Here is an 18659-nt window from a genome sequence, read left to right as displayed (position 1 = left end):
GTCACCGCGGCTCAGTACCGCGGGCTGACCCGGTAGATCGGACGGTCCGGCACCCACCAGTGGCTGGAGCGCCAGATCCCGAAGACGAACTTCACCCCGTGGCTGCCGCGCTTGTTGGCGGCCTTGAGGAACTGCTTGCCGATCCGCTTCATCAGGTAGGACAGCGCCCACAGGACGTAGCCGGCGGCCCGGGCGGCCCAGTGCGGGAGCTTCCGCAGGATCTTGGAGATGCCCTGGCCGATCTTGCCCGAGATGTACAGCAGGGTGCCGATGGTGTTGCCCTCGGAGCGGCTGAAGTAGGCGGTCCACTTCTTCCGCCAGGACATCCCGGTCAGGTCGTCCATGGTGATCGGGTCGACCGGGTAGCCGTAGGCGTTCGGCGAGCCCTCCAGCACCGGGTCGGTCTGCAGGAACCGGCCGGTGGTGGCGTCGTACAGGCGCACGCCCATCAGGGTGAGGCCGGAGAGGCTGTCGGACTCGCGCTGCGAGCCGCCCAGCCAGCCGTACTCGGTGGCGCCGGTGGCGTCGACGACGTTGCCGTACTCGTCGTAGTGGTAGACGGCGAGGTCCTGGGTGCCGTCGGGGGACATCTGGACCGAGACGTCGCCGTGCAGGTTGGTCAGCAGCAGGATCGCGCCGCCGTCGGTGCCGGTGGCGGCCGTGAGCCGGCCGGTCAGGTCCTGGACGTGGCGGGTCAGCCGGCCGGCCGCGTCCTGCTGCCAGGCCGGGCTGTCGTTGCCGCCGTCGAAGTGGTTGGTCGACAGGTCGGTGACGGCCCAGGTGCCGTCCGCGCCCCTGGTCTCCGTGGTGCTGACCGCGAGGCGGCCGGAGGCGTCGAGGTCCCAGGTCCTGCGGGTGTCGCCGAGGGTCTCGCCGCGCACCAGGTCGTTGACGTAGTAGCTCAGCTGGGTGCCCTTCGGCAGGGCGGTGGTGCGGCCGTAGGCGTCGTAGACGTAGCCGGCGTCGGTGAGGCGGTCGGCGGTGTCGTAGCCGTGGTTCTCGGACTTGGTGACGGCGTCGGTCGTGGCCGGGTCGCAGTCGTCGGTGACGACGGTGCGGTTGGTCCGGTTGCTGCTCCGGTCGAACGCGTAGGAGCGCGTGGCGCACGCCAGGCCGGTGCTGTCGGCGGCCTTGACCAGGCGGCCGGTGGAGTCGTAGCCGTAGCTGCTGGTGGTGCTGTTGCCGTCGGACTGGGTCCGGCCGGCCTGCTGCCCGTGGACGGTGTAGTCCGCGTTGTCGGCCAGCAGGACGGTGCCCGCCTGGTTGGTGTAGGTCTTGCCGGTCTGGATGCCCCGGCTGTCGTAGGTGTCGGTCAGGGTGTTGCCGCCCGGCAGGGTCTGGGAGACCAGCCGGCCCTCGACGTCGTAGGCGGCGGTGAAGGTGCCCGCCACCGAGTCGGTCAGCGAGGTCGGCAGACCGCGCGGGTCCTTGGCGGTGTCGTAGCCGTAGGTGGTGGTGGACGGCACGGAGTCCGACTTCTTCACCACCCGGTCCAGCCGGTCGTACTCGGTGGTGGTGGTGCCGCCGGCGCCGTCGTCGTAGGAGACCAGTCGGCCGAGCTTGTCGTAGCCCTGGGTGATGGTCGCCCTGCCGTTGGCGACGGTGGCCAGCTCGCCGTTGGCGGGGTCGTAGCCGAGGACGGTGTCCGGCACGGCGGTGCCGGTGCCGCCGCTGACCGAGACCTTCACCGGCCGGCCGGCCGCGTCGTAGCTGCGGGTGGTGGTGCGGGTGACGCCGTTGGCGACCTCGGTGACGACCGAGACGTTGCCCCAGCGGTCGTACTGGAAGGTCTTGGTCGGCACCTGCAGCGGGTTGCCGCCGCCGCCGCCGGCGATCTGCGCGGCCGGGCCGGTGGAGCAGACCAGGTCGGCCCACTCCGGGCGGCCGGCGCAGGCGCCGGTGCCGGTGGCGCCGTAGTACGCGGTCACCGTGGTGGCGGCGTCGGAGCCGTTGGAGTTCGGACGGCTCTGCGAGGTCACCCGGCCGCCGGCGTCGTAGCCGGTGGCGGTGGTGATCTTCAGACCGGCCGGGTCCTGGACGGACTGGGTGGGCAGGCCCTGGGCCCAGTCGTAGGAGGTGGCGGTGGTGCGGGTGTCGGCGTCGGCGGTGTAGCCGTCGATCCGGGCGCCGACCGTGCTGGAGGTCGCGCGGTCGCTGACCGCGGCGCCGGCCGGGCGGCCCTCGTCGTAGCCGGTCACGGTGTGGGCGCGGGCCGCGACCTCGGCGCCGGCCGTGAGGGCCGGGCTGCTGCCGGAGGCGGCCAGGTCGTGCTCCAGGGTGACCAGCTGCAGCGGGTCGAACTGCTCGGTGAGGCGCTTGCCGTCGGCGGAGAAGACCGAGGCCGAGGAGAGCAGCTGGGCGCGGTCGGCGGTCGAGCGGCCGGCGATCCCGAGCGCCTGGAGCTTGGCCAGGCCCTCACCGGTGGTGGCCAGGGCGAGGATGCGGTTCTCCGCGGAGAGGGTCCGCACCGGGCTGCCGTAGGCGTTGTACTCGGTGGTGGTGATGCCGCCGCCGGGGGTGGCGGTGTTGACCTCGCGCCCGGAGGCGTTGGTGTAGGTCAGCGAGGCGCGGGCGTACGCGGCGGTGCCGAGCACCTTGCCGTCGTGGCCCGCCGGGACGGCGTCGGGCGGGAGCACCGCGGTGGCGTCGGTGGGGGCGTCGGTCTGGCCCCAGGCCGCGACGTCGGACGGCGCCAGCGGGTAGGGCGCGTTGGCGCCGCTCAGCGGCACGTCGTAGACCACCGAGGTGGTCGCGGTGCCGTCGGTGACGTCCTTGCTGCCCTGCTTGAGGGTGGGCCGGGAGGCGGCGAGCAGCATGCCGTCACCCGCGGTGGCGGCGTTGCCGGCCTTGCCGTACTCCAGGGTCCACGGCAGCTCGCCGGCCTCGGTGACGGTGGTGACCCGGCCGGCGGCGTCGTAGGCGTAGGCGGTCTTCAGCGCCGGGCTGATCCGCGGGTCCCAGACCTCGCGCAGTCGGCCCTGGTCGTCGTAGGCGTACTGCGAGACCACGACGGGGGTGGCGGCGGAGGCGCCCGGGTCGGTGGACCAGAGCCGGATCTGCTTCACCTGGCCGGCCGTGTCGCCGAGGGCGGACGCGGTGGCGGTGGTGGTGTCGGCGTACACGTACTCCAGCACCCGGCAGCCGGCCGTGGACGGCACGGCGGCGCAGTTGGCGGAGGCGGTCGCCGAGGTCGGCGCGACCACGTACTTCGGGCGGGCCAGGGTCTTGCCGCCGGCCACGACCTTCTCCGAGACCACCGAGGTGGTGGAGTTGTCGCTGGGCAGCGAGGAGCCGGAGGCCTGCCAGGTGGTGGCGGCCGGGTCGACCTTGGCGAAGGTGACCGTGGTGCCGGCGGTGTCCTTCAGGGTGAAGGCACCGCTGAGCGCGCCGGTCAGGGTGAGGTCCTCGGCCCCCGGCTCGGGCTTCCAGCCGCCGGCGCCGGTGGCGGTGAAGCCGACCTCGGAGCCGTCCGCGGAGACCACCGAGAGCGAGGTCGCCGAGGTCTGGCGGAGGTAGGAGTAGTCGGCGTCGGTGATCTCGGCGGTGGTGCCGGAGCTCCACTGCGGGCCGAAGATCGCCGCCTGGCCCTCCTGCGCCGAGCCGTTCAGCGGCCGGCGGGAGGAGAAGGAGCGCTCGGCGCTCAGGCCGAAGCCCTCGGCGTCGGTGGCGGAGAGGCCGAGGTCACCGGTGAGGGTGTTCACCTCGCCCGGGCCGACCTTGGTCTCCGGCGCGGTGCCGGCGTTGCGGTCCACCGTGATGGTGTTCGGCTCGGTGGCGTCGGTGGCGGTGCCGTCGGTGAAGACCGCGCGGACGTCCACCGGGCCGTTCTCGGCCAGGGTGTCGGTGATGTTCCAGTTCAGCGCGGCCGGCCTGCCGCCGGGGGCGGCGAACGGCCAGGCGGACACCGGCTTGCCGTCGGTGGTGGTGACGTTGGCGACCGGGACGTCCTTCCAGGCGTCCGTCTCGCCGCGGCGGTACTGGTAGCGCACACCGGTGTAGGTGGAGTTGCCCTCGGCCTGCAGCGAGGTGCGGCGGGCCGGGCGCTCGCCGGCGCCGGGGGCGACCAGCGCCGAGCCCTTGCCCGCGAAGAAGGCGTACGTCCGGTCGGCGGAGACGTTGCCCGCGGCGTCCCGGCTGTGCGCGGTGACGGTGTGGGCGCCCGCCTTGAAGGTGAGCCTGGCCGTGACCGGGGCGCCGGTGGTGGCCGCGGTCACCCAGGCGCCGCCGTCCAGCTTGTACTGGACGTCCTTCACGTCGCCGGTGGGCGGGGTGAAGGTGAAGTTGCCGCTGTAGTCGCCGTTGGCGTCCGGGGCGCCCGCCCACTGGCCGGCCGGGAAGTCCCCGGAGGCGATGGTGGTGGCGCCGGGCGCGGTGGTGTCCACCGTGAAGGTGCGGAAGGCGGACCAGGCGCTGTTCGCGGTGCCGTCCCAGGAGCGGGAGCGCCACTTGTAGCCGCCGGCGGGCAGCGCGGTGCCCGGCGTCCAGGTGAACGTGGAGCCGGAGGCCGCGTAGGCGGTGTGGCCGGACTGCAGCGCGGCGGTGCCGTTGGACGCCCAGACCTCGAAGTCCAGCAGGACGTTGCCGCCGTCGGGGTCGGTCGCCTTGGCGGAGAGCGTCGGGGTGGAGTCGCCGGTCAGCGCGCCGTCGGCCGGGGAGACCAGGGTGGAGACACCCGGCGCGGTGTTGAAGGTGACCGACAGGTACGGCGTGTTCGAGGACGCGTTGCCGGAGTTGAACTTCTTCCAGCCGTACGGGTCGGTCTCGTCGGTGGCCCGGATGCCCAGGGTGTTGTTGGACTTGCCGTTGGCGGCCCAGGCCTGCACCAGCGAGGTGATGTCGGTGTTCACCCAGCCGTCGTTGCAGGAGCTGGAGTAGCCCTTGGTGGCCGTGGAGGTGGCCCACTTGCGGTTCCAGGTCGGCTGCGCCGTCCACCGGGTGGCGGTGCTCGCCGAGTTGGTGTCCCAGACCTCCCAGCTCTTGGCCGTGCAGGACCAGGAGTGGAAGTTCCACAGGTTGAGCTTGCCGCTGGTGATCTGCTTCCCGGCGATCTGGGCCATCGGGAACTGCAGGAACGAGCGGGCGACCTGGCCGGAGCCGTTGTTGCCCAGCTTCAGCTCGGTCTGCGAGGAGACGTCGGTGGCGTAGCCCTGCTGGACGAAGGTGTCGAAGCCGACTCCGATGTTGACCGCCGGGTCGACGGTGACCGGGTACCTGGTCTTCGGGTCGTTCAGGAAGGCCGCGTCCGGGGTGAGCGTGAGGTCGACGGCGTCGCCGTTCTGGGTGACCTTCAGCCCGACCGGGGCGGTGTGGGTGTGGTCGCCGCTGCGCTCGTCGACCTGGGCGTCCCACATCACCGGCGCGGGCAGCTGGCCGGCCTCCTGGCCGGTCCCGGGGTCGATGAACGAGACGGAGCCGTCCGCGTTCTGGCGCGCCCGGAGACCGGCCGCGTTCAGGGTGAGGGTGACGCTGCCGTTGGCGGCCACGGCCGAGCGGTCCTTGAGCTCCAGGAACTGCTCGAAGCCGGTGCGGGTGGACTCGATGACCAGGTCGGTGGCGGTCAGCGCGTCGGCGTACCGGGCCCTGGTGCCGTCGACGGTCGGCGCGGGCAGGGCGCCGCGCCAGGACAGCGACATGCTGGTGCCGTTGCCGTTGTCCAGCGAGACCAGCGGGGTGGCGGGGGCCTGGGCGTCGCCCGCGGGGGCGCCGGAGGCCTTGAACTTCGACGCCGCGGCGGCCGGGGTGGCGCCGGCGAGGGAGAGGTTCAGCGGGTGGCCCTTGGCCTTGACGCTGCCGTCCGGCTGCTTGGCCAGGTCGATGTCGATCGGCTGCAGCTTGCCGGACCCGTCCTTGTACCGGACCGGGCCGGAGGCCATGTCCAGGGTGGTGGTGCCGTCCGGGTTGATCCAGGTGGTGGTGGACTCGGTGCGCTCGTCGACCACCTCGATCCGGCGGTTCTCCAGCCGGGCCTTGAGGTGGGCGGTGGCGACGTCCTTGGCCTCGGCCGGGCCGAACGCCTCGGCCGGCCTGGGGGCGGGGGCCTCCGGGGTCACCGCGACGGCCTGACCGGTCGTCATGATGACGGCGGCGGACTCGGCGGCGAGCACCACGGCGAGGGCGACGGCGGTCCTGCCGAGGACGCCGCGCCGGCGGCGTGCGGACGATACGGGCGGGGCGGCGTCCCCGGCCCGGAGCCGGGGCCGGGGATCGCCGTTCGGGCGTGACATGGAACTCCTCGACGGTCTGGTGGTGCGGTGGGATGAGAGGTCTTGCGGGGGTTCTTGTCGTGGATATGTCAGTCGGGTCGGAACGGGCGGCCGATGCGAATCGGCCAAGTTTCCGAGGGGTCGGGATCGGTGGGGACCCCGGCGGAGGACCGCCTGCTCCCCGCCCGTCGGCGCGGTGGAGGCGGTCGGTGGAGACGGCTGGTGGAGGCGGCCGGTGGGTCGGTCGAGACGGCCGGGGTGCCGGGCGGGGTCAGTCCCAGCCGATGCCCGGGGTCCCGGCCGGCGCGACGTCCCAGCCGATCGGTCCGCGGGCGGCGGTGCCGGCGGCCGGGGTGTCCCAGCCGATGCCGCCGTCGTCCGCGGCGGTGACGGCGACGACGGTCGAGGTGGCGGCGGCCGGGGCGGCGGGCCGGGCGGTGGCGGGTGCGACGGCGGTGGCGACGGCGAGTGCGAGGGCGGTGGCGGCGAGCAGACGGACGGTCTCGGGCACGACGGGTCCTGTTCTGTACGGGCGGTTCGGCGTCGGTTCAGGGCGGTGGAGCGGGGTGGGAGGTGGAGCGGAAGGGCGGCGGTGCGGTGGAGGGGGAGCGCGCGCAGGGGAGATCCTTCCGGTACGGACGCGCCGGCGGGGAGGGGGGGCTGCAGGCAGCATCAGGACAGGCAGGATGCTGCAACCCCCCGGAGGGCCGGCCCGGAGGTCCCGGAGGCGCGGTCGAGCGCCGGGGGCGCGAGTGGCCGGATCGCGCGCCCGGTTCGAGCGCCGACCGTGCGTCAAGTCGCGTGACCGGATCATGTCTTGTGGTTCCGCTCCCCCCGGCGGCATGATCGGGGCCGGCGGACCGTTCGGACATTCCCTCACATCCCTCCACGACGATTCAGGGGTCGTTGAACAGTGCTGGAACTGCTGGGGCTGGACTCCGTCGCCGAAGCCGTCTACCGCGAGATGCTGACCGACCCCGAAGGCGGCGTCCCCGAACTCTGCGCACACCTGCGGCTGTCCGAATCCGCCGTGCGCGAGGCCCTGGACCGGCTCGCCGACCTCACCCTGCTGCGCGCCTCCCGGGAGCGCCCCGGCGCGCTCTGGCCGGTCAGCCCGGAGCGCGGGCTGGAGCTGCTGCTGCGCCGGCAGGAGGAGGAACTCGCCCGACGGCAGCAGGAGTTGGCCGTCTCCAAGGCGGCCGTCGCACGCGCCGTCGCCGAGTACGCGACGCTGCGCACCAGCAGCCTGGTGGACGGCGGCGAGCGGCTGGTCGGCCTGGACGCGATCCAGGCCAAGCTGGAGGTGCTGACCGCCCGGCTCACCGACGAGTGCCTGGCCGTGATGCCCGGCGGCGCGCAGTCCGCCGCGAGCCTGGCCGCCTCCCGGCCGCTGGACGAGGACGCCCTGGTCCGCGGGGTGACCCTGCGCACCATCTACCAGGACAGCGTCCGCAACGACCCGGAGACCTTCGGGTACGTGCAGTGGATGACCGGCCTCGGCGGCAAGGTGCGCACCGCGCCGGTACTGCCGCCGCGGATGCTGGTCTTCGACCGCGCCACCGCGGTGGTGCCGATCGACCCGGAGAACACCCGGATCGGCGCCCTGTGCACCGAGGAGCCGGGGATCGTCGCCTCGCTGGTCGCGCTGTTCGAGCAGACCTGGGAGACGGCCGTCCCGCTCGGGGCCGACCAGCCGGAGGACGCCGGGACCGGCCTGAGCGCCGGCGAGCGCGAGCTGCTGCGGCTGCTCTCCACCGGCCTGACCGACGACGCGGCGGCCAAGCGGCTCGGCGTCTCGGTCCGGACGGTGCGTCGGCAGATGGCCGCGCTGATGGAGCGTCTCGACGCGGCCAGCCGCTTCGAGGCCGGCCTGAAGGCGGCTCAGCGCGGCTGGCTGTAGGGCCTGATCTGCGGAAATGGGCTGTAACCGGGCGCCGAGTCTGTAGTCAACCTCACAGTGTGGTCTTTCACTCCTCCGGCGGAATCAAAAGTTCACCGCCGGGGTCTTGTCGCGTCATTTTCTACGCGCGTATCTTCTAGCGCTGCGGGGGGCGTTCCGGCTCCCGTGCTGCCTTCTACGCGGGTAGCGCACCAGCTGCGCCTACCTGACCCACCCTCACGGCCCGTCGGCCCCACGCCGGACGGACGCCACATGTGCCACCCCCACCGCCTGCCACGGCCACGCCGGCCGGCAGAACGAAGGAGTCCTGCCCGGTGACCACGCCCTCCGCCTCCCGCCGCCCGCGTCGTGCGCTGCTGCGCGCGACCCTCGTCCCGGCCGGTCTGGCCGCCTCGCTGGTGCTCGTCCCGCTTCCGGTCGCCTCCGCCGCGACCGCCGCCGGGCCGACCGAGCCCGGCAGCCTGCGCATCCACGACATCCAGGGCGGTACCCGGATATCGCCGCAGGCCGGCAAGACCGTCACCGGCGTGCCCGGCATCGTCACCGGCGTGCGCACGTACGGCTCCAAGGGCTTCTGGATCCAGGACCCGAACCCGGACGCCGACCCGGCCACCAGCGAGGGCGTCTTCGTCTTCACCGGCGGCGCGCCGACCGTCAAGGTGGGCGACTCGGTGCTGGTCAGCGGCAAGGTGACGGAGTACTACCCGAACTTCGGCGGCGGCTCGCAGTCGCTCACCGAGATCAGCTCCCCGGCCGTCACGGTGCTCTCCTCGGGCAACCCGCTGCCCGCGTCGGTCGTGGTGGACACCCGCAACATCCCGGGCACCTACACCCCGCAGACCCCGGCCGGCGCCACCACCATCGAGGGCCTGGCGCTGAACCCGGAGAAGTACACCCTGGACTTCTACGAGTCGCTGGAGGGCATGCTCGTCGAGGTCAAGGACGTCCGGGTGATCCAGGCGACCGACAAGTACAACGAGCTCTGGGTCGCCGCCGACAAGCAGGACCAGAAGAGCAAGCGCGGCGGCGTGCTCTACGAGTCCTACGCCGAGCCCAACGTCGGCCGTCTGATGGTGCAGCAGCTGGCTCCGGTCGCGCAGCAGCCGTTCCCGGTCGCCAACGTCGGCGACGTGCTCACCGGCACCACCAGCGGCCCGCTGGACTACAACCAGTTCGGCGGCTACACCCTGGTGGCCGGCACCCTCGGTGCGCTCCAGGACAACCACCTGCAGCGCGAGGTGACCGCCCCGGCCACCGACCGCGAGCTGACCATCGCCACCTACAACGTGGAGAACCTGGCCCCGGGCAACCCGGACGGCAAGTTCGCCGAGCTGGCCCAGGCCGTCGTCACCAACCTGCGCTCGCCCGACGTCCTCGCCCTGGAGGAGATCCAGGACAACAACGGCGCCAAGAACGACGGCACGGTGGACGCGAGCCAGACCGTGGCCAAGTTCATCGCCGCGATCAAGGCGGCCGGCGGCCCGGCGTACGAGTGGCGCTCGATCGACCCGGAGAACGGCAAGGACGGCGGCGAGCCCGGCGGCAACATCCGCCAGGTGTTCCTGTTCAACCCGCAGCGGGTCTCCTTCACCGACGTCCCCGGCGGCAACGCCACCACCGCGGTGGACGTGGCCGGCACCGGCGCGGCCACCGCGCTGACCGCCTCGCCCGGCCGGATCGCCCCGGCCGACGAGGCCTGGGCCAACAGCCGCAAGCCGCTGGTGGGCCAGTTCTCCTTCCGCGGCAAGAAGGTCTTCGTCATCGCCAACCACTTCAACAGCAAGGGTGGCGACCAGGGCATCGACAGCCGGTTCCAGGAGCCGACCCGTAGCTCCGAGGTGCAGCGGATCAAGCAGGCGACCGTCGAGCAGGCCTTCGTGGCCAAGCTGCTGGCCGCCGACAAGGAGGCCAAGGTGGTCTCGCTCGGCGACTTCAACGACTACCAGTTCTCGCCCGCCCTGGCCACGCTCACCAAGGACGGCGTGCTGCGCGACCTGGTGAACGAGCTGCCGGAGAAGGAGCAGTACTCGTACGTCTACCAGGGCAACTCGCAGGTGCTGGACCACATCCTGGTCAGCCCCGAGGTCGGGTACGCCAAGTACGACGTGGTGCACATCAACAGCGAGTTCGCCCAGCAGGCGAGCGACCACGACCCGCAGGTGGTCCGCATCAAGCCGTGACGTCCGTCGGGGCGTGACCGAGGGGGCGGTGACCGGGGTCTGGTCACCGCCCCCTCGGGGTCTTCGGACGCGGGCGGGCCCGGCCGGCGCAGGGCCGTCGGCGCCGCGCGGCCTACCGCAGGGCGGCGAGCACCGCGTCCGCCATCACCTTCTCGCCGGTGGCGTTCGGGTGGAACGGGACGGCGGGGGAGCCGGGCAGCGCGCCCTCGATCCACCGGTCGTCCGAGCAGACGTCGTGGCCGGCGGTCGGGGCCGCGGTGTCCACGTAGGTGGCGCCGTTGGCGGCGGCGGTGGACTTCAGCATCGCGTTGAGCTCGCCCAGCACGCCGTGCAGGTACGGGACGTCGCCCGGGGCGATCGGCTGGCGGAAGACGCACGACGCGCCGTCGGCCGGCAGCACGGACGGGTACCCGACCAGCAGCACCCTGGCGTTCGGGGCTTTGGCGTGGATCCGCTTCAGCACGTCGGCGACCTGCGGCCGGGCCGCCTCGATCCGGTCGGCCAGGTCGTCGTTGCCGTACTGCCAGGACCAGCTGGACCAGTCCCAGTAGCCGTGGTGGAAGACGTCCTTGCAGGGGGTGCCGAGCGGGTTGACCACCGCTCCGGCGATGCAGGTGGCGACGAGGTCGCCCAGCCCGAGGTCGGTGACGCCGAGGTCGTTGCCGCCGATGCCCAGGGTCACCAGGTCGGTGTCGGCGGTGACGGCGTCCAGCTGCGGGTCGTTGACCCGGATGAACGCGTCGTACTGGGCCTGCGTCATCGCCTTCACCTTGGCGGCCGCGCAGGTGACGTCGGTGTAGTTCGCGGCCTTGAGCGCGGCGGCCACCAGGTGGCCGTAGTTGCGGTCCGAGCGCAGGCAGAGGCCGGCCGACTGGCCGGGTACGCCGGCGCCGGCGGCGTAGGAGTCGCCGAGGGCGACGTAGTGCCGGGGCGCGGGGGTGGCGGCCTGCGCGCTGGTGGAGGTCAGCGCGAGCGCGGCGCCCAGCGCGGCGGCGCCGAGCAGGGCGGACTTCCGGGGGGTCCGGGAGTTCCGCGCGGAGTTCCGGACGGGGTGGGGGCCGGAGGCGGTGCGGAGTTTCCGGGCAGGGCGGAGCACGGTTCCTCCTGGGGGAGAGAAACGACGGTGGGTGGGGGTCGTGCCAGCCGCGGCCACAGCTACTCACAGGTAAGTTACTTCCAGGTTTCGCAGGCGTCCATGCCTGTCGCTGAAATTTCCGAAATTCCGTCAGACGGTATTTCGAATTTCGCTCCACGGCGTATCGGAGGTATTTCCGGTACGCAGTGGAGCGGAATTGCCGCCGGGTCCGGTTACCGACCGGTTGACGGTCCGTCGCCGCAGGCCGCAGTATCGGGCGCACGCCGCAGTATCGGGCGCACACCGCACCGCCGGAGCACCGATGGAGGATCCCGCATGGCCCTGGACGCCGACGTCATCGTCATCGGAGCCGGACTCGCGGGGCTCGCCGCGACCGCCGAACTCGCCGACGCCGGACGGAAGGTGATCCTGCTCGACCAGGAGCCCGCGGCCTCGTTCGGCGGCCAGGCGCACTGGTCCTTCGGCGGCCTCTTCCTGGTCGACTCGCCGGAGCAGCGCCGGATGCGGATCCGCGACTCGCACGCGCTCGCCTGGCAGGACTGGCTCGGCACGGCCGGCTTCGACCGCGCCGAGGACGCCTGGCCGCGCCGCTGGGCCGAGGCCTACGTCGCGTTCGCCGCCGGCGAGAAGCGGGCCTGGCTGCGGGAGATGGGCGTCCGGTTCTTCCCGGTCGTCGGCTGGGCCGAGCGCGGCGGCCTGCTCGCCGACGGCCCCGGCAACTCCGTGCCGCGCTTCCACATCACCTGGGGCACCGGCCCCGGACTGCTCGAACCCTTCGTCCGCCGGGTCCGCGACGCCGCCCGGCGCGGCCTGGTCGACCTGCGGTTCCGCCACCGCGTCACCGGGCTGGCCGCCACGGCCGGGGCCACCGACACGGTCAGCGGCGAGGTGCTGGTGCCCAGTCCGGCGGGGCGCGGGGAGGCCAGCTCGCGCGAGGTGGCCGACCACTTCGAGCTGCGCGCCCAGGCCGTGGTCATCACCTCCGGCGGTATCGGCGGCAACCACGACCTGGTCCGCAAGTCCTGGCCGGCCCGGCTCGGCACCCCGCCGGAGCGGCTGCTCTCCGGCGTCCCCGCGCACGTGGACGGGCTGATGCTGGGCATCGCCGGCGAGGCCGGGGCCAGTCTGATCAACGGCGACCGGATGTGGCACTACACCGAGGGCATAGAGAACTGGGACCCGATCTGGGCGCGGCACGGCATCCGCATCCTGCCCGGCCCGTCCTCGCTCTGGCTGGACGCCCGCGGCCGCCGGCTGCCCGTCCCGCTCTTCCCCGGCTTCGACACCCTCGGCACCCTGGAGCACATCCGCTCCACCGGGTACGACCACACCTGGTTCGTGCTCAGCCAGAAGATCATCGAGAAGGAGTTCACCCTCTCCGGCTCCGAGCAGAACCCCGACCTCACCGGGCGCTCGCTGCGCGGCGTCCTCGGCCGGGCGCTGCCCGGCGCCCCCGGCCTGGTCCGGGCCCACCTGCGGCACGGGCCGGACTTCGTGGTCGCGAGCAACCTCGGGGACCTCGTCCGCGGGATGAACGCCAAGACCCGCGAGCCGCTGATCGACCCGGACGAGCTGCGCCGCACCGTCGAGGCCCGGGACCGGCAGCTGGCCAACCCGTTCGCCAAGGACCTCCAGGTCACCGCGATCCACGGCGCCCGCCGCTACCTCGGCGACAAGCTGATCCGCACCGCGGCGCCGCACCGGATCCTCGACCCGGCCGCCGCCCCGCTGATCGCCGTCCGGCTGGGCATCCTCACCCGCAAGTCGCTCGGCGGGCTGGAGACCGACCTCTCGGCCCGCGTCCTGCGGCCCGGCGGCGAGGTGCTGGACGGCGTCTACGCGGCGGGCGAGGCGGCCGGCTTCGGCGGCGGCGGTGTGCACGGCTACCGCTCGCTGGAGGGGACCTTCCTCGGCGGCTGCCTGTTCTCCGGGCGGACGGCGGGTCGGGCGGCGGCGGCCGCGACGGCGTAGCGCCCGGCGGTCGGGGCCGGTCGTTCAGGGCCGGCCGTTCAGGGCTGGGCGCCCGGCGGCCGGCGCTCGTCGGCCTGTGCTCGTCGGACTTTGCTCGTCGGCCTGTGTTCGGCGCTCAGCGCTCGTCGGTCAGGCCGAGGCGCAGGTGGTCGACGTGGTAGACCGCATGGTCCAGCAGGGCGGCGACGTGGTCGTCGTGCAGGGAGTAGACCACCGAGCGGCCGCGGCGCTCGCCGACGACCAGGCCGAGGTTGCGCAGCAGGCGCAGCTGGTGGGAACAGGCGGACTGCTCCATGCCGACGGCGTCGGCGAGTTCGGTGGCGGCCCGCGGCCCTTCCCGGAGCTGGGCGAGTATCAGCAGGCGGGAGGGGGCGGCGAGGGCCTGGAGGGTGTTCGCCACCTTGGCCGCGTTGGACGCGTCCAGGCGCATCTGCGGCACGGCGTTCTCGGCGGCTGCGTGTCCCATGGGGGAATCCTACGGGGCCGGTCCGCGGCCGCCCCGGGCGAAAGCCGCGGTGCGATCTACATATGAAAGCTTGTTCATGTGTTCCTGTATGGTGGCGTCCATGCCCGCCACCCCCGCGTCCAGCGCCCTGCTCACCCGGCCGCCCGGCCCCGCGGCCCCCGCGCCACCGCGACCGCGCCGCACCCGGGTGCTGGCCCTGCCGGAGGCGCGCTGGGCGGCCGTGGCCACCGCCGCCTTCCTGGCCGCGCTCGGCGTCCAGCTGCTCGGCGGTCCGGGCTGGGCGGCCGGCCCGCTGTACGCCGCCGCCTACCTGGCGGGCGGCTGGGAGCCGGCCCTGGCCGGGCTGGCGGCCCTGCGCGTGCGGACCCTCGACGTCGATCTGCTGATGGTGGTCGCCGCGCTCGGCGCCGCCGCGATCGGCGAGGTGGTGGACGGCGCCCTGCTGATCGTGATCTTCGCGACCAGCGGCGCCCTGGAGGCGCTCGCCACGGCCCGCACCGCCGACTCCGTCCGCGGCCTGCTCGACCTCGCCCCCGCCACCGCGACCCGGCTGCGCGAGGACGGCGGCGAGGAGGCCGTCCCCACCGCGGAGCTGGCCGTCGGCGACGTCGTGCTGATCCGCCCCGGGGAGCGGGTCGGCGCCGACGGGACGGTCCTGGACGGCGCGAGCGAGGTCGACCAGTCCACCATCACCGGCGAACCTCTGCCCGCCGCCAAGACGGTCGGCCACGAGGTGTACGCCGGGACGCTCAACGGCTCCGGCGCGCTGCGGGTCCGGGTCGCCCGGGACGCCGCCGACACCGTGATCGCCCGGATCGTCGCCCTGGTGGCGGAGGCCTCCGGGACCAAGGCGCCCACCCAGCTCTTCGTCGAGCGGATCGAGCAGCGCTACGCCGCCGGGCTGGTGGCGGCCACCCTGCTGCTGTTCGCCGTCCCGCTCGTACTCGGCGCCGAACTGGACGGCGCCCTGCTGCGCGCGATGACCTTCATGATCGTGGCCTCGCCGTGCGCGGTGGTGCTGGCCACCATGCCGCCGCTGCTCTGCGCCATCGCCAACGCCGGCCGGCACGGTGTGCTGGTCAAGTCGGCGGTGGTGATGGAACGTCTCGGGCAGGTCGACGCCGTCGCCCTGGACAAGACCGGCACCCTCACCGAGGGCACGCCCCGGGTCACCGAGCTGCGCCCGCTCGACGGGGTGACGGCGGAGCAGCTGCTGGCCCTCGCGGCCGCCGCCGAGCACGGCTCCGAGCACCCGCTGGGCCGGGCCGTGGTCGCCGCCGCCCGCGGGCGCGGCCTGCCGCTGCCGCCGGCCGAGGGCTTCACCGCCACCCCCGGCGTCGGGGTGCGGGCGCTGGTGGACGGATCGGTGGTCGCGGTGGGCGCGCCCGGCCCGCACCGCTCCCGGGGGCCGGCCGCCGCCCCGGTCGCCGAGCTGGAGCAGGCCGGCCGGACCGCGGTCGTGGTGCTGCGCGACGGCGAGCCGGCCGGGGTGCTGGGGCTCGCCGACCGGCCGCGCGGGCAGGCCGCCGCCGCGGTCCGCGCGCTCGCCGTGCTGACCGGGCGTCCGCCGGTGCTGCTCACCGGCGACAACCCGCGCGCCGCCGACCGCCTGGCCCGCGAGGTCGGCCTGACCGACGTCCGGGGCGGGCTGCTGCCGCACGACAAGCTGGCCGCGGTGCGCGACCTCGCCGCGGGCGGCCACCGGGTGCTGATGGTCGGTGACGGGGTCAACGACGCACCCGCGCTGGCCGCCGCGCACAGCGGCGTCGCGATGGGCCGGGCCGGTGCGGACCTCGCGCTGGAGACCGCCGACGCCGTCGTCGTGCGGGACGAACTGGCCGCCGTCCCGGCCGTGGTGGCGCTCTCCCGGCGGGCGCGGCGGCTGGTCGTGCAGAACCTGGTGATCGCCGGCAGCTGCATCGCCGTGCTGGTGGTCTGGGACCTGGCCGGTACGCTGCCGTTGCCGCTCGGCGTCGCCGGGCACGAGGGCTCCACCGTGATCGTCGGCCTCAACGGCCTGCGACTGCTGCGCGAACGGGCGTGGCGGCGGGCCCTGCCGCACGAGGCCCTGGGCCGGGAGGAGAGCTGAACCGATGAGCCGTCGGGACCGGGACCGCGAGCGGGACCACACGCGCGGACGGACGGGGGCCGGAGCCCCGGTGACCGTCACCGTCTGCCGCGGCTGCTGCTGCGGCACCCAGGAGAAGCACCCGGGCGTGGACCACGCCGGCCAGTTCGAGCGGCTGCGCGCGGCGGTCGGTTCGGCGGGCACCGTCCGGGCGGTGAAGTGCCTGGACGCGTGCGCGCACTCCAACGTGGTGGTGGTCGGCCCGTCCAGCGAGGGTCGCGCGGCCGGTGGCCGCCCGGTCTGGCTCGGCTGGGTGCTGGAGGACGACATGGTCGGCGAGATAGCCGAGTGGGTGCACGCGGGCGGCCCCGGCCTCGCCGACCCGCCGGGGCTGCTCGACCTCCAGCTGATCAGCGTCTCCCGGCGGGTCCGGGACGGCCTCCCCGGCTGACCGGAGCGGCCCCACGGCCCGCCGTCGCCCGCCGCCCGGCCGCCGTCCGACCCGGTCCGGCCGCCGTCCGACCCGGTCCGGTCGGCGGGCCGGGGCACTACCATTTCCCGGGGCGCCCCGGCTTGGGAGGAATCACAACGTGACCACGGTCTGCCGCATCTGCGCGGGCACCGGCCGCACCGCCGGCCTCAGCTGCCGCACCTGCCAGGGCACCGGCACCACCGAGGTCGGCGGCGGGGGCGGCAACTGCTTCCTCTGCGACGGCACCGGCGTTTACGTCCGCTACCGGGTCGACGCGGCCGGCGCCAAGCACGCCTACCGGGACGAGATCTGCCGCACCTGCGACGGCACCGGCAACCGCTCGGCCTCCACCTGGGACGAGATCGCCTGACCCGGCGTCCGCGCCGCGCTCGCCTTCCCCGCCGGCCGCCGTTTCCCGCCCGTCGCTCCCGCGGGCCACGACGGCGCATCAGGGACCGTGCCGTGACGGATGATCCGGCCACGACCGGTTCCGTGGGGGCGGCTTTGCCGAGGCATGGTCGAACATTGGCGTTCGACTGACCGGCACGCCGGGGCTCGTTCACCGTACGTCCGTGTCCGGTCAACTCGCCGGTGGAAGAGTCCCGTCCATGGATATCCCCAACATGGGCGTGCCCGCGAAGCTCGCCGACCGCATGAGCATGGCCGAGCAGCACGAGTACCTGCGGGCCCGCTTCTCCCGCCGCCGGATGCTGCGCGCCGGTGCCGTCAGCGTCGGCGCCCTCGCGGTGGGCGGTGCGCTGGGCAGCGGCACCGCGGCCGCCGCCCCGGCCTCCCCGCAGCTGCTGACCGGCGGCACCGCCGACGGCGTCGACGGCTCGCTGGTCGCCCCGATCGGCCGTCACCTCGCCTTCGGCCCCGAGCCGGACACCCAGTTCCGGGTCTCCTGGCAGGTCCCGGCCCCGGTCAAGAAGCCGTTCCTGCGCTTCGGCAAGCACCCGTGGGACCTCGGTCACAAGGTCCAGGCCGAGGTGCGCGCCCTGCACACCCCGGCGCTGACCCCGACCGGCCAGCCGGTCGACCAGTTCTACCTGCACGTGGCGCTGGAGGACCTCCAGCCCGACACCACGTACTACTACGGCGTCGGCCACCAGGGCTTCGACCCGGCCTCGCAGCAGGCGATCTCCACCCTGAGCACCTTCCGCACCGCCCCCTCGCGCGACCACCGCTGGGGCAAGGTCTACGAGCCGTTCACCTTCACCGCCTTCGGAGACCAGGGCGTCAGCTCCCACGCGGCCGGCAACGACCACGTCATCCTGGCCCAGAACCCGGCCTTCCACCTGCACGCCGGCGACATCTGCTACGCCGACCCGGCCGGCTCCGGCCAGGACTCCGACAAGTCGGTCTACGACGCCCGCACCTGGGACGCCTTCCTGGTGCAGACCGAGACCGTCGCCTCGAAGGTGCCGTGGATGGTCTCCTACGGCAACCACGACATGGAGGCCTGGTACTCGCACAACGGCTACGGCGGCGAGAACGCCCGCTTCCACCTGCCCGACAACGGCCCCGACCCGCGGACCGTCCCGGGCGTCTACAGCTTCCGGTACAAGAACGTCGGCGTCATCTCCCTGGACGCCAACGACGTCTCCTACGAGATCCCGGCCAACCTGGGCGTCTCGGCGGGCAAGCAGACCACGTGGCTGCAGCGCACGCTCAAGGACCTGCGCAACGACGAGACCGTCGACTTCATCGTGGTCTTCTTCCACCACTGCGCCTTCTCCACCACCCACCAGCACGCCTCCGAGGGCGGGGTCCGCGAGGCCTGGGTGCCGCTGTTCGAGAAGTACCGGGTCGACCTGGTGATCAACGGTCACAACCACGTCTACGAGCGCACCGACGCGATCCTCGGCAACAAGGTCGCCAAGGCGGTGCCCAGCGGCGCCACCGTCGAGCCGGCCACGGACGGCGTGGTGTACGTGACGGCGGGCGCGGCCGGCCGCAGCCTGTACCGCTTCGACGCCCCGGACACCTACGAGGGCCACGAGAACCGCGTCGACTCGGTGGATACCTACTACTTCGCCAAGGGCGGCGGCAAGGTGACCGAGAAGGTCGAGTGGTCGCGGGTCCGCTACACCGGCTACTCCTTCATCAAGGTCGACGTCACCCCCGCCCACCTGGGCGCGAAGTCGTCCATGAAGGTGACGGCATTGGCCGAGGACGGCACGCAGGTGGACCACTACACGATCCTGCGCAAGGTCGGCGAGGGCTGGGACGGCGACCGCGACGACGACGGCGAGGGCGGCGGCTGGGGCTGGTAGCCCGCCCCGCGCGGTGATCCCCGAGGG

11 protein-coding genes are annotated in these 18659 nt (G+C 73.6%); 7 read left to right on the top strand and 4 right to left on the bottom strand.

Annotated elements, in window-relative coordinates:
* Positions 1-11 precede the first annotated feature (11 nt).
* A complete protein-coding gene (locus tag RMN57_RS10830; protein WP_313763181.1) occupies positions 12-6224 on the bottom strand; it encodes a DNRLRE domain-containing protein in 6213 nt (2070 codons plus the stop codon).
* 250 nt (positions 6225-6474) lie between these two features.
* On the bottom strand, positions 6475-6714 hold the full coding sequence (locus RMN57_RS10825) for a hypothetical protein (protein ID WP_313763180.1): 240 nt from the start codon (positions 6712-6714) through the stop codon (positions 6475-6477).
* Between the two features lie 402 nt (positions 6715-7116).
* On the opposite strand from RMN57_RS10825, the gene RMN57_RS10820 reads away from it, so the two are divergent.
* Together RMN57_RS10820 and RMN57_RS10815 are read left to right on the top strand one after the other, a co-directional pair.
* Positions 7117-8103, top strand: coding sequence for a LuxR C-terminal-related transcriptional regulator (locus RMN57_RS10820; RefSeq protein ID WP_313763179.1), 987 nt, complete (start codon positions 7117-7119; stop codon positions 8101-8103).
* A gap of 314 nt (positions 8104-8417) precedes the next feature.
* Positions 8418-10283 (top strand): endonuclease/exonuclease/phosphatase family protein, encoded by a 1866-nt coding sequence (locus tag RMN57_RS10815; RefSeq protein ID WP_380234638.1) that lies wholly within the window; start codon positions 8418-8420, stop codon positions 10281-10283.
* A gap of 112 nt (positions 10284-10395) precedes the next feature.
* On the opposite strand, the gene RMN57_RS10810 is transcribed toward RMN57_RS10815, so the two are convergent.
* Positions 10396-11379: an SGNH/GDSL hydrolase family protein gene (locus RMN57_RS10810; RefSeq protein WP_313763178.1), complete on the bottom strand. Its 984-nt coding sequence runs from the start codon at positions 11377-11379 to the stop codon at positions 10396-10398.
* 315 nt (positions 11380-11694) lie between these two features.
* Here RMN57_RS10810 and RMN57_RS10805 point away from each other — a divergent pair, with 315 nt between their 5' ends.
* The gene (locus tag RMN57_RS10805) at positions 11695-13350 is read left to right on the top strand and encodes an FAD-binding dehydrogenase (protein ID WP_313763177.1); all 1656 of its coding nucleotides are present in this window, start codon (positions 11695-11697) and stop codon (positions 13348-13350) included.
* A gap of 115 nt (positions 13351-13465) precedes the next feature.
* Here the strand turns inward: RMN57_RS10805 and RMN57_RS10800 are convergent, their stop codons facing one another.
* Positions 13466-13816, bottom strand: a complete 351-nt coding sequence (locus tag RMN57_RS10800) for a metalloregulator ArsR/SmtB family transcription factor (RefSeq protein ID WP_313763176.1) — start codon at positions 13814-13816, stop codon at positions 13466-13468.
* Between the two features lie 100 nt (positions 13817-13916).
* Here RMN57_RS10800 and RMN57_RS10795 point away from each other — a divergent pair, with 100 nt between their 5' ends.
* The 4 genes from RMN57_RS10795 (at position 13917) to RMN57_RS10780 (ending at position 18632) form a co-directional block, all read left to right on the top strand.
* Positions 13917-15905, top strand: a complete 1989-nt coding sequence (locus RMN57_RS10795; RefSeq protein ID WP_313763175.1) for a heavy metal translocating P-type ATPase — start codon at positions 13917-13919, stop codon at positions 15903-15905.
* Between the two features lie 4 nt (positions 15906-15909).
* Entirely contained in the window at positions 15910-16335 is a 426-nt protein-coding gene (locus RMN57_RS10790; RefSeq protein ID WP_313763174.1) for a (2Fe-2S) ferredoxin domain-containing protein, read from the top strand.
* Between the two features lie 139 nt (positions 16336-16474).
* Entirely contained in the window at positions 16475-16726 is a 252-nt protein-coding gene (locus RMN57_RS10785; protein WP_313763173.1) for a hypothetical protein, read from the top strand.
* A 238-nt stretch (positions 16727-16964) separates the two neighbouring features.
* Positions 16965-18632, top strand: a complete 1668-nt coding sequence (locus RMN57_RS10780; RefSeq protein WP_313763172.1) for a metallophosphoesterase family protein — start codon at positions 16965-16967, stop codon at positions 18630-18632.
* Positions 18633-18659: the final 27 nt, after the last annotated feature.

The organism is Kitasatospora sp. CM 4170 (assembly GCF_032110285.1).
GTDB lineage: Bacteria > Actinomycetota > Actinomycetes > Streptomycetales > Streptomycetaceae > Kitasatospora > Kitasatospora aburaviensis.
Note: the sequence above shows the minus strand (reverse complement) of the source record. Positions and strands in the feature narration are given on the sequence as shown.

Excerpts from the sequence above, each read along its gene's own strand:
- RMN57_RS10805 (WP_313763177.1), top strand. The coding sequence starts at position 11,695 with ATGGCCCTGGACGCCGACGTCATCGTCATCGGAGCCGGACTCGCGGGG.
- RMN57_RS10790 (WP_313763174.1), top strand. The coding sequence starts at position 15,910 with ATGAGCCGTCGGGACCGGGACCGCGAGCGGGACCACACGCGCGGACGG.
- RMN57_RS10795 (WP_313763175.1), top strand. The coding sequence starts at position 13,917 with ATGCCCGCCACCCCCGCGTCCAGCGCCCTGCTCACCCGGCCGCCCGGC.
- RMN57_RS10780 (WP_313763172.1), top strand. The coding sequence starts at position 16,965 with ATGGATATCCCCAACATGGGCGTGCCCGCGAAGCTCGCCGACCGCATG.
- RMN57_RS10800 (WP_313763176.1), bottom strand. The coding sequence starts at position 13,816 with ATGGGACACGCAGCCGCCGAGAACGCCGTGCCGCAGATGCGCCTGGAC.
- RMN57_RS10830 (WP_313763181.1), bottom strand. The coding sequence starts at position 6,224 with ATGTCACGCCCGAACGGCGATCCCCGGCCCCGGCTCCGGGCCGGGGAC.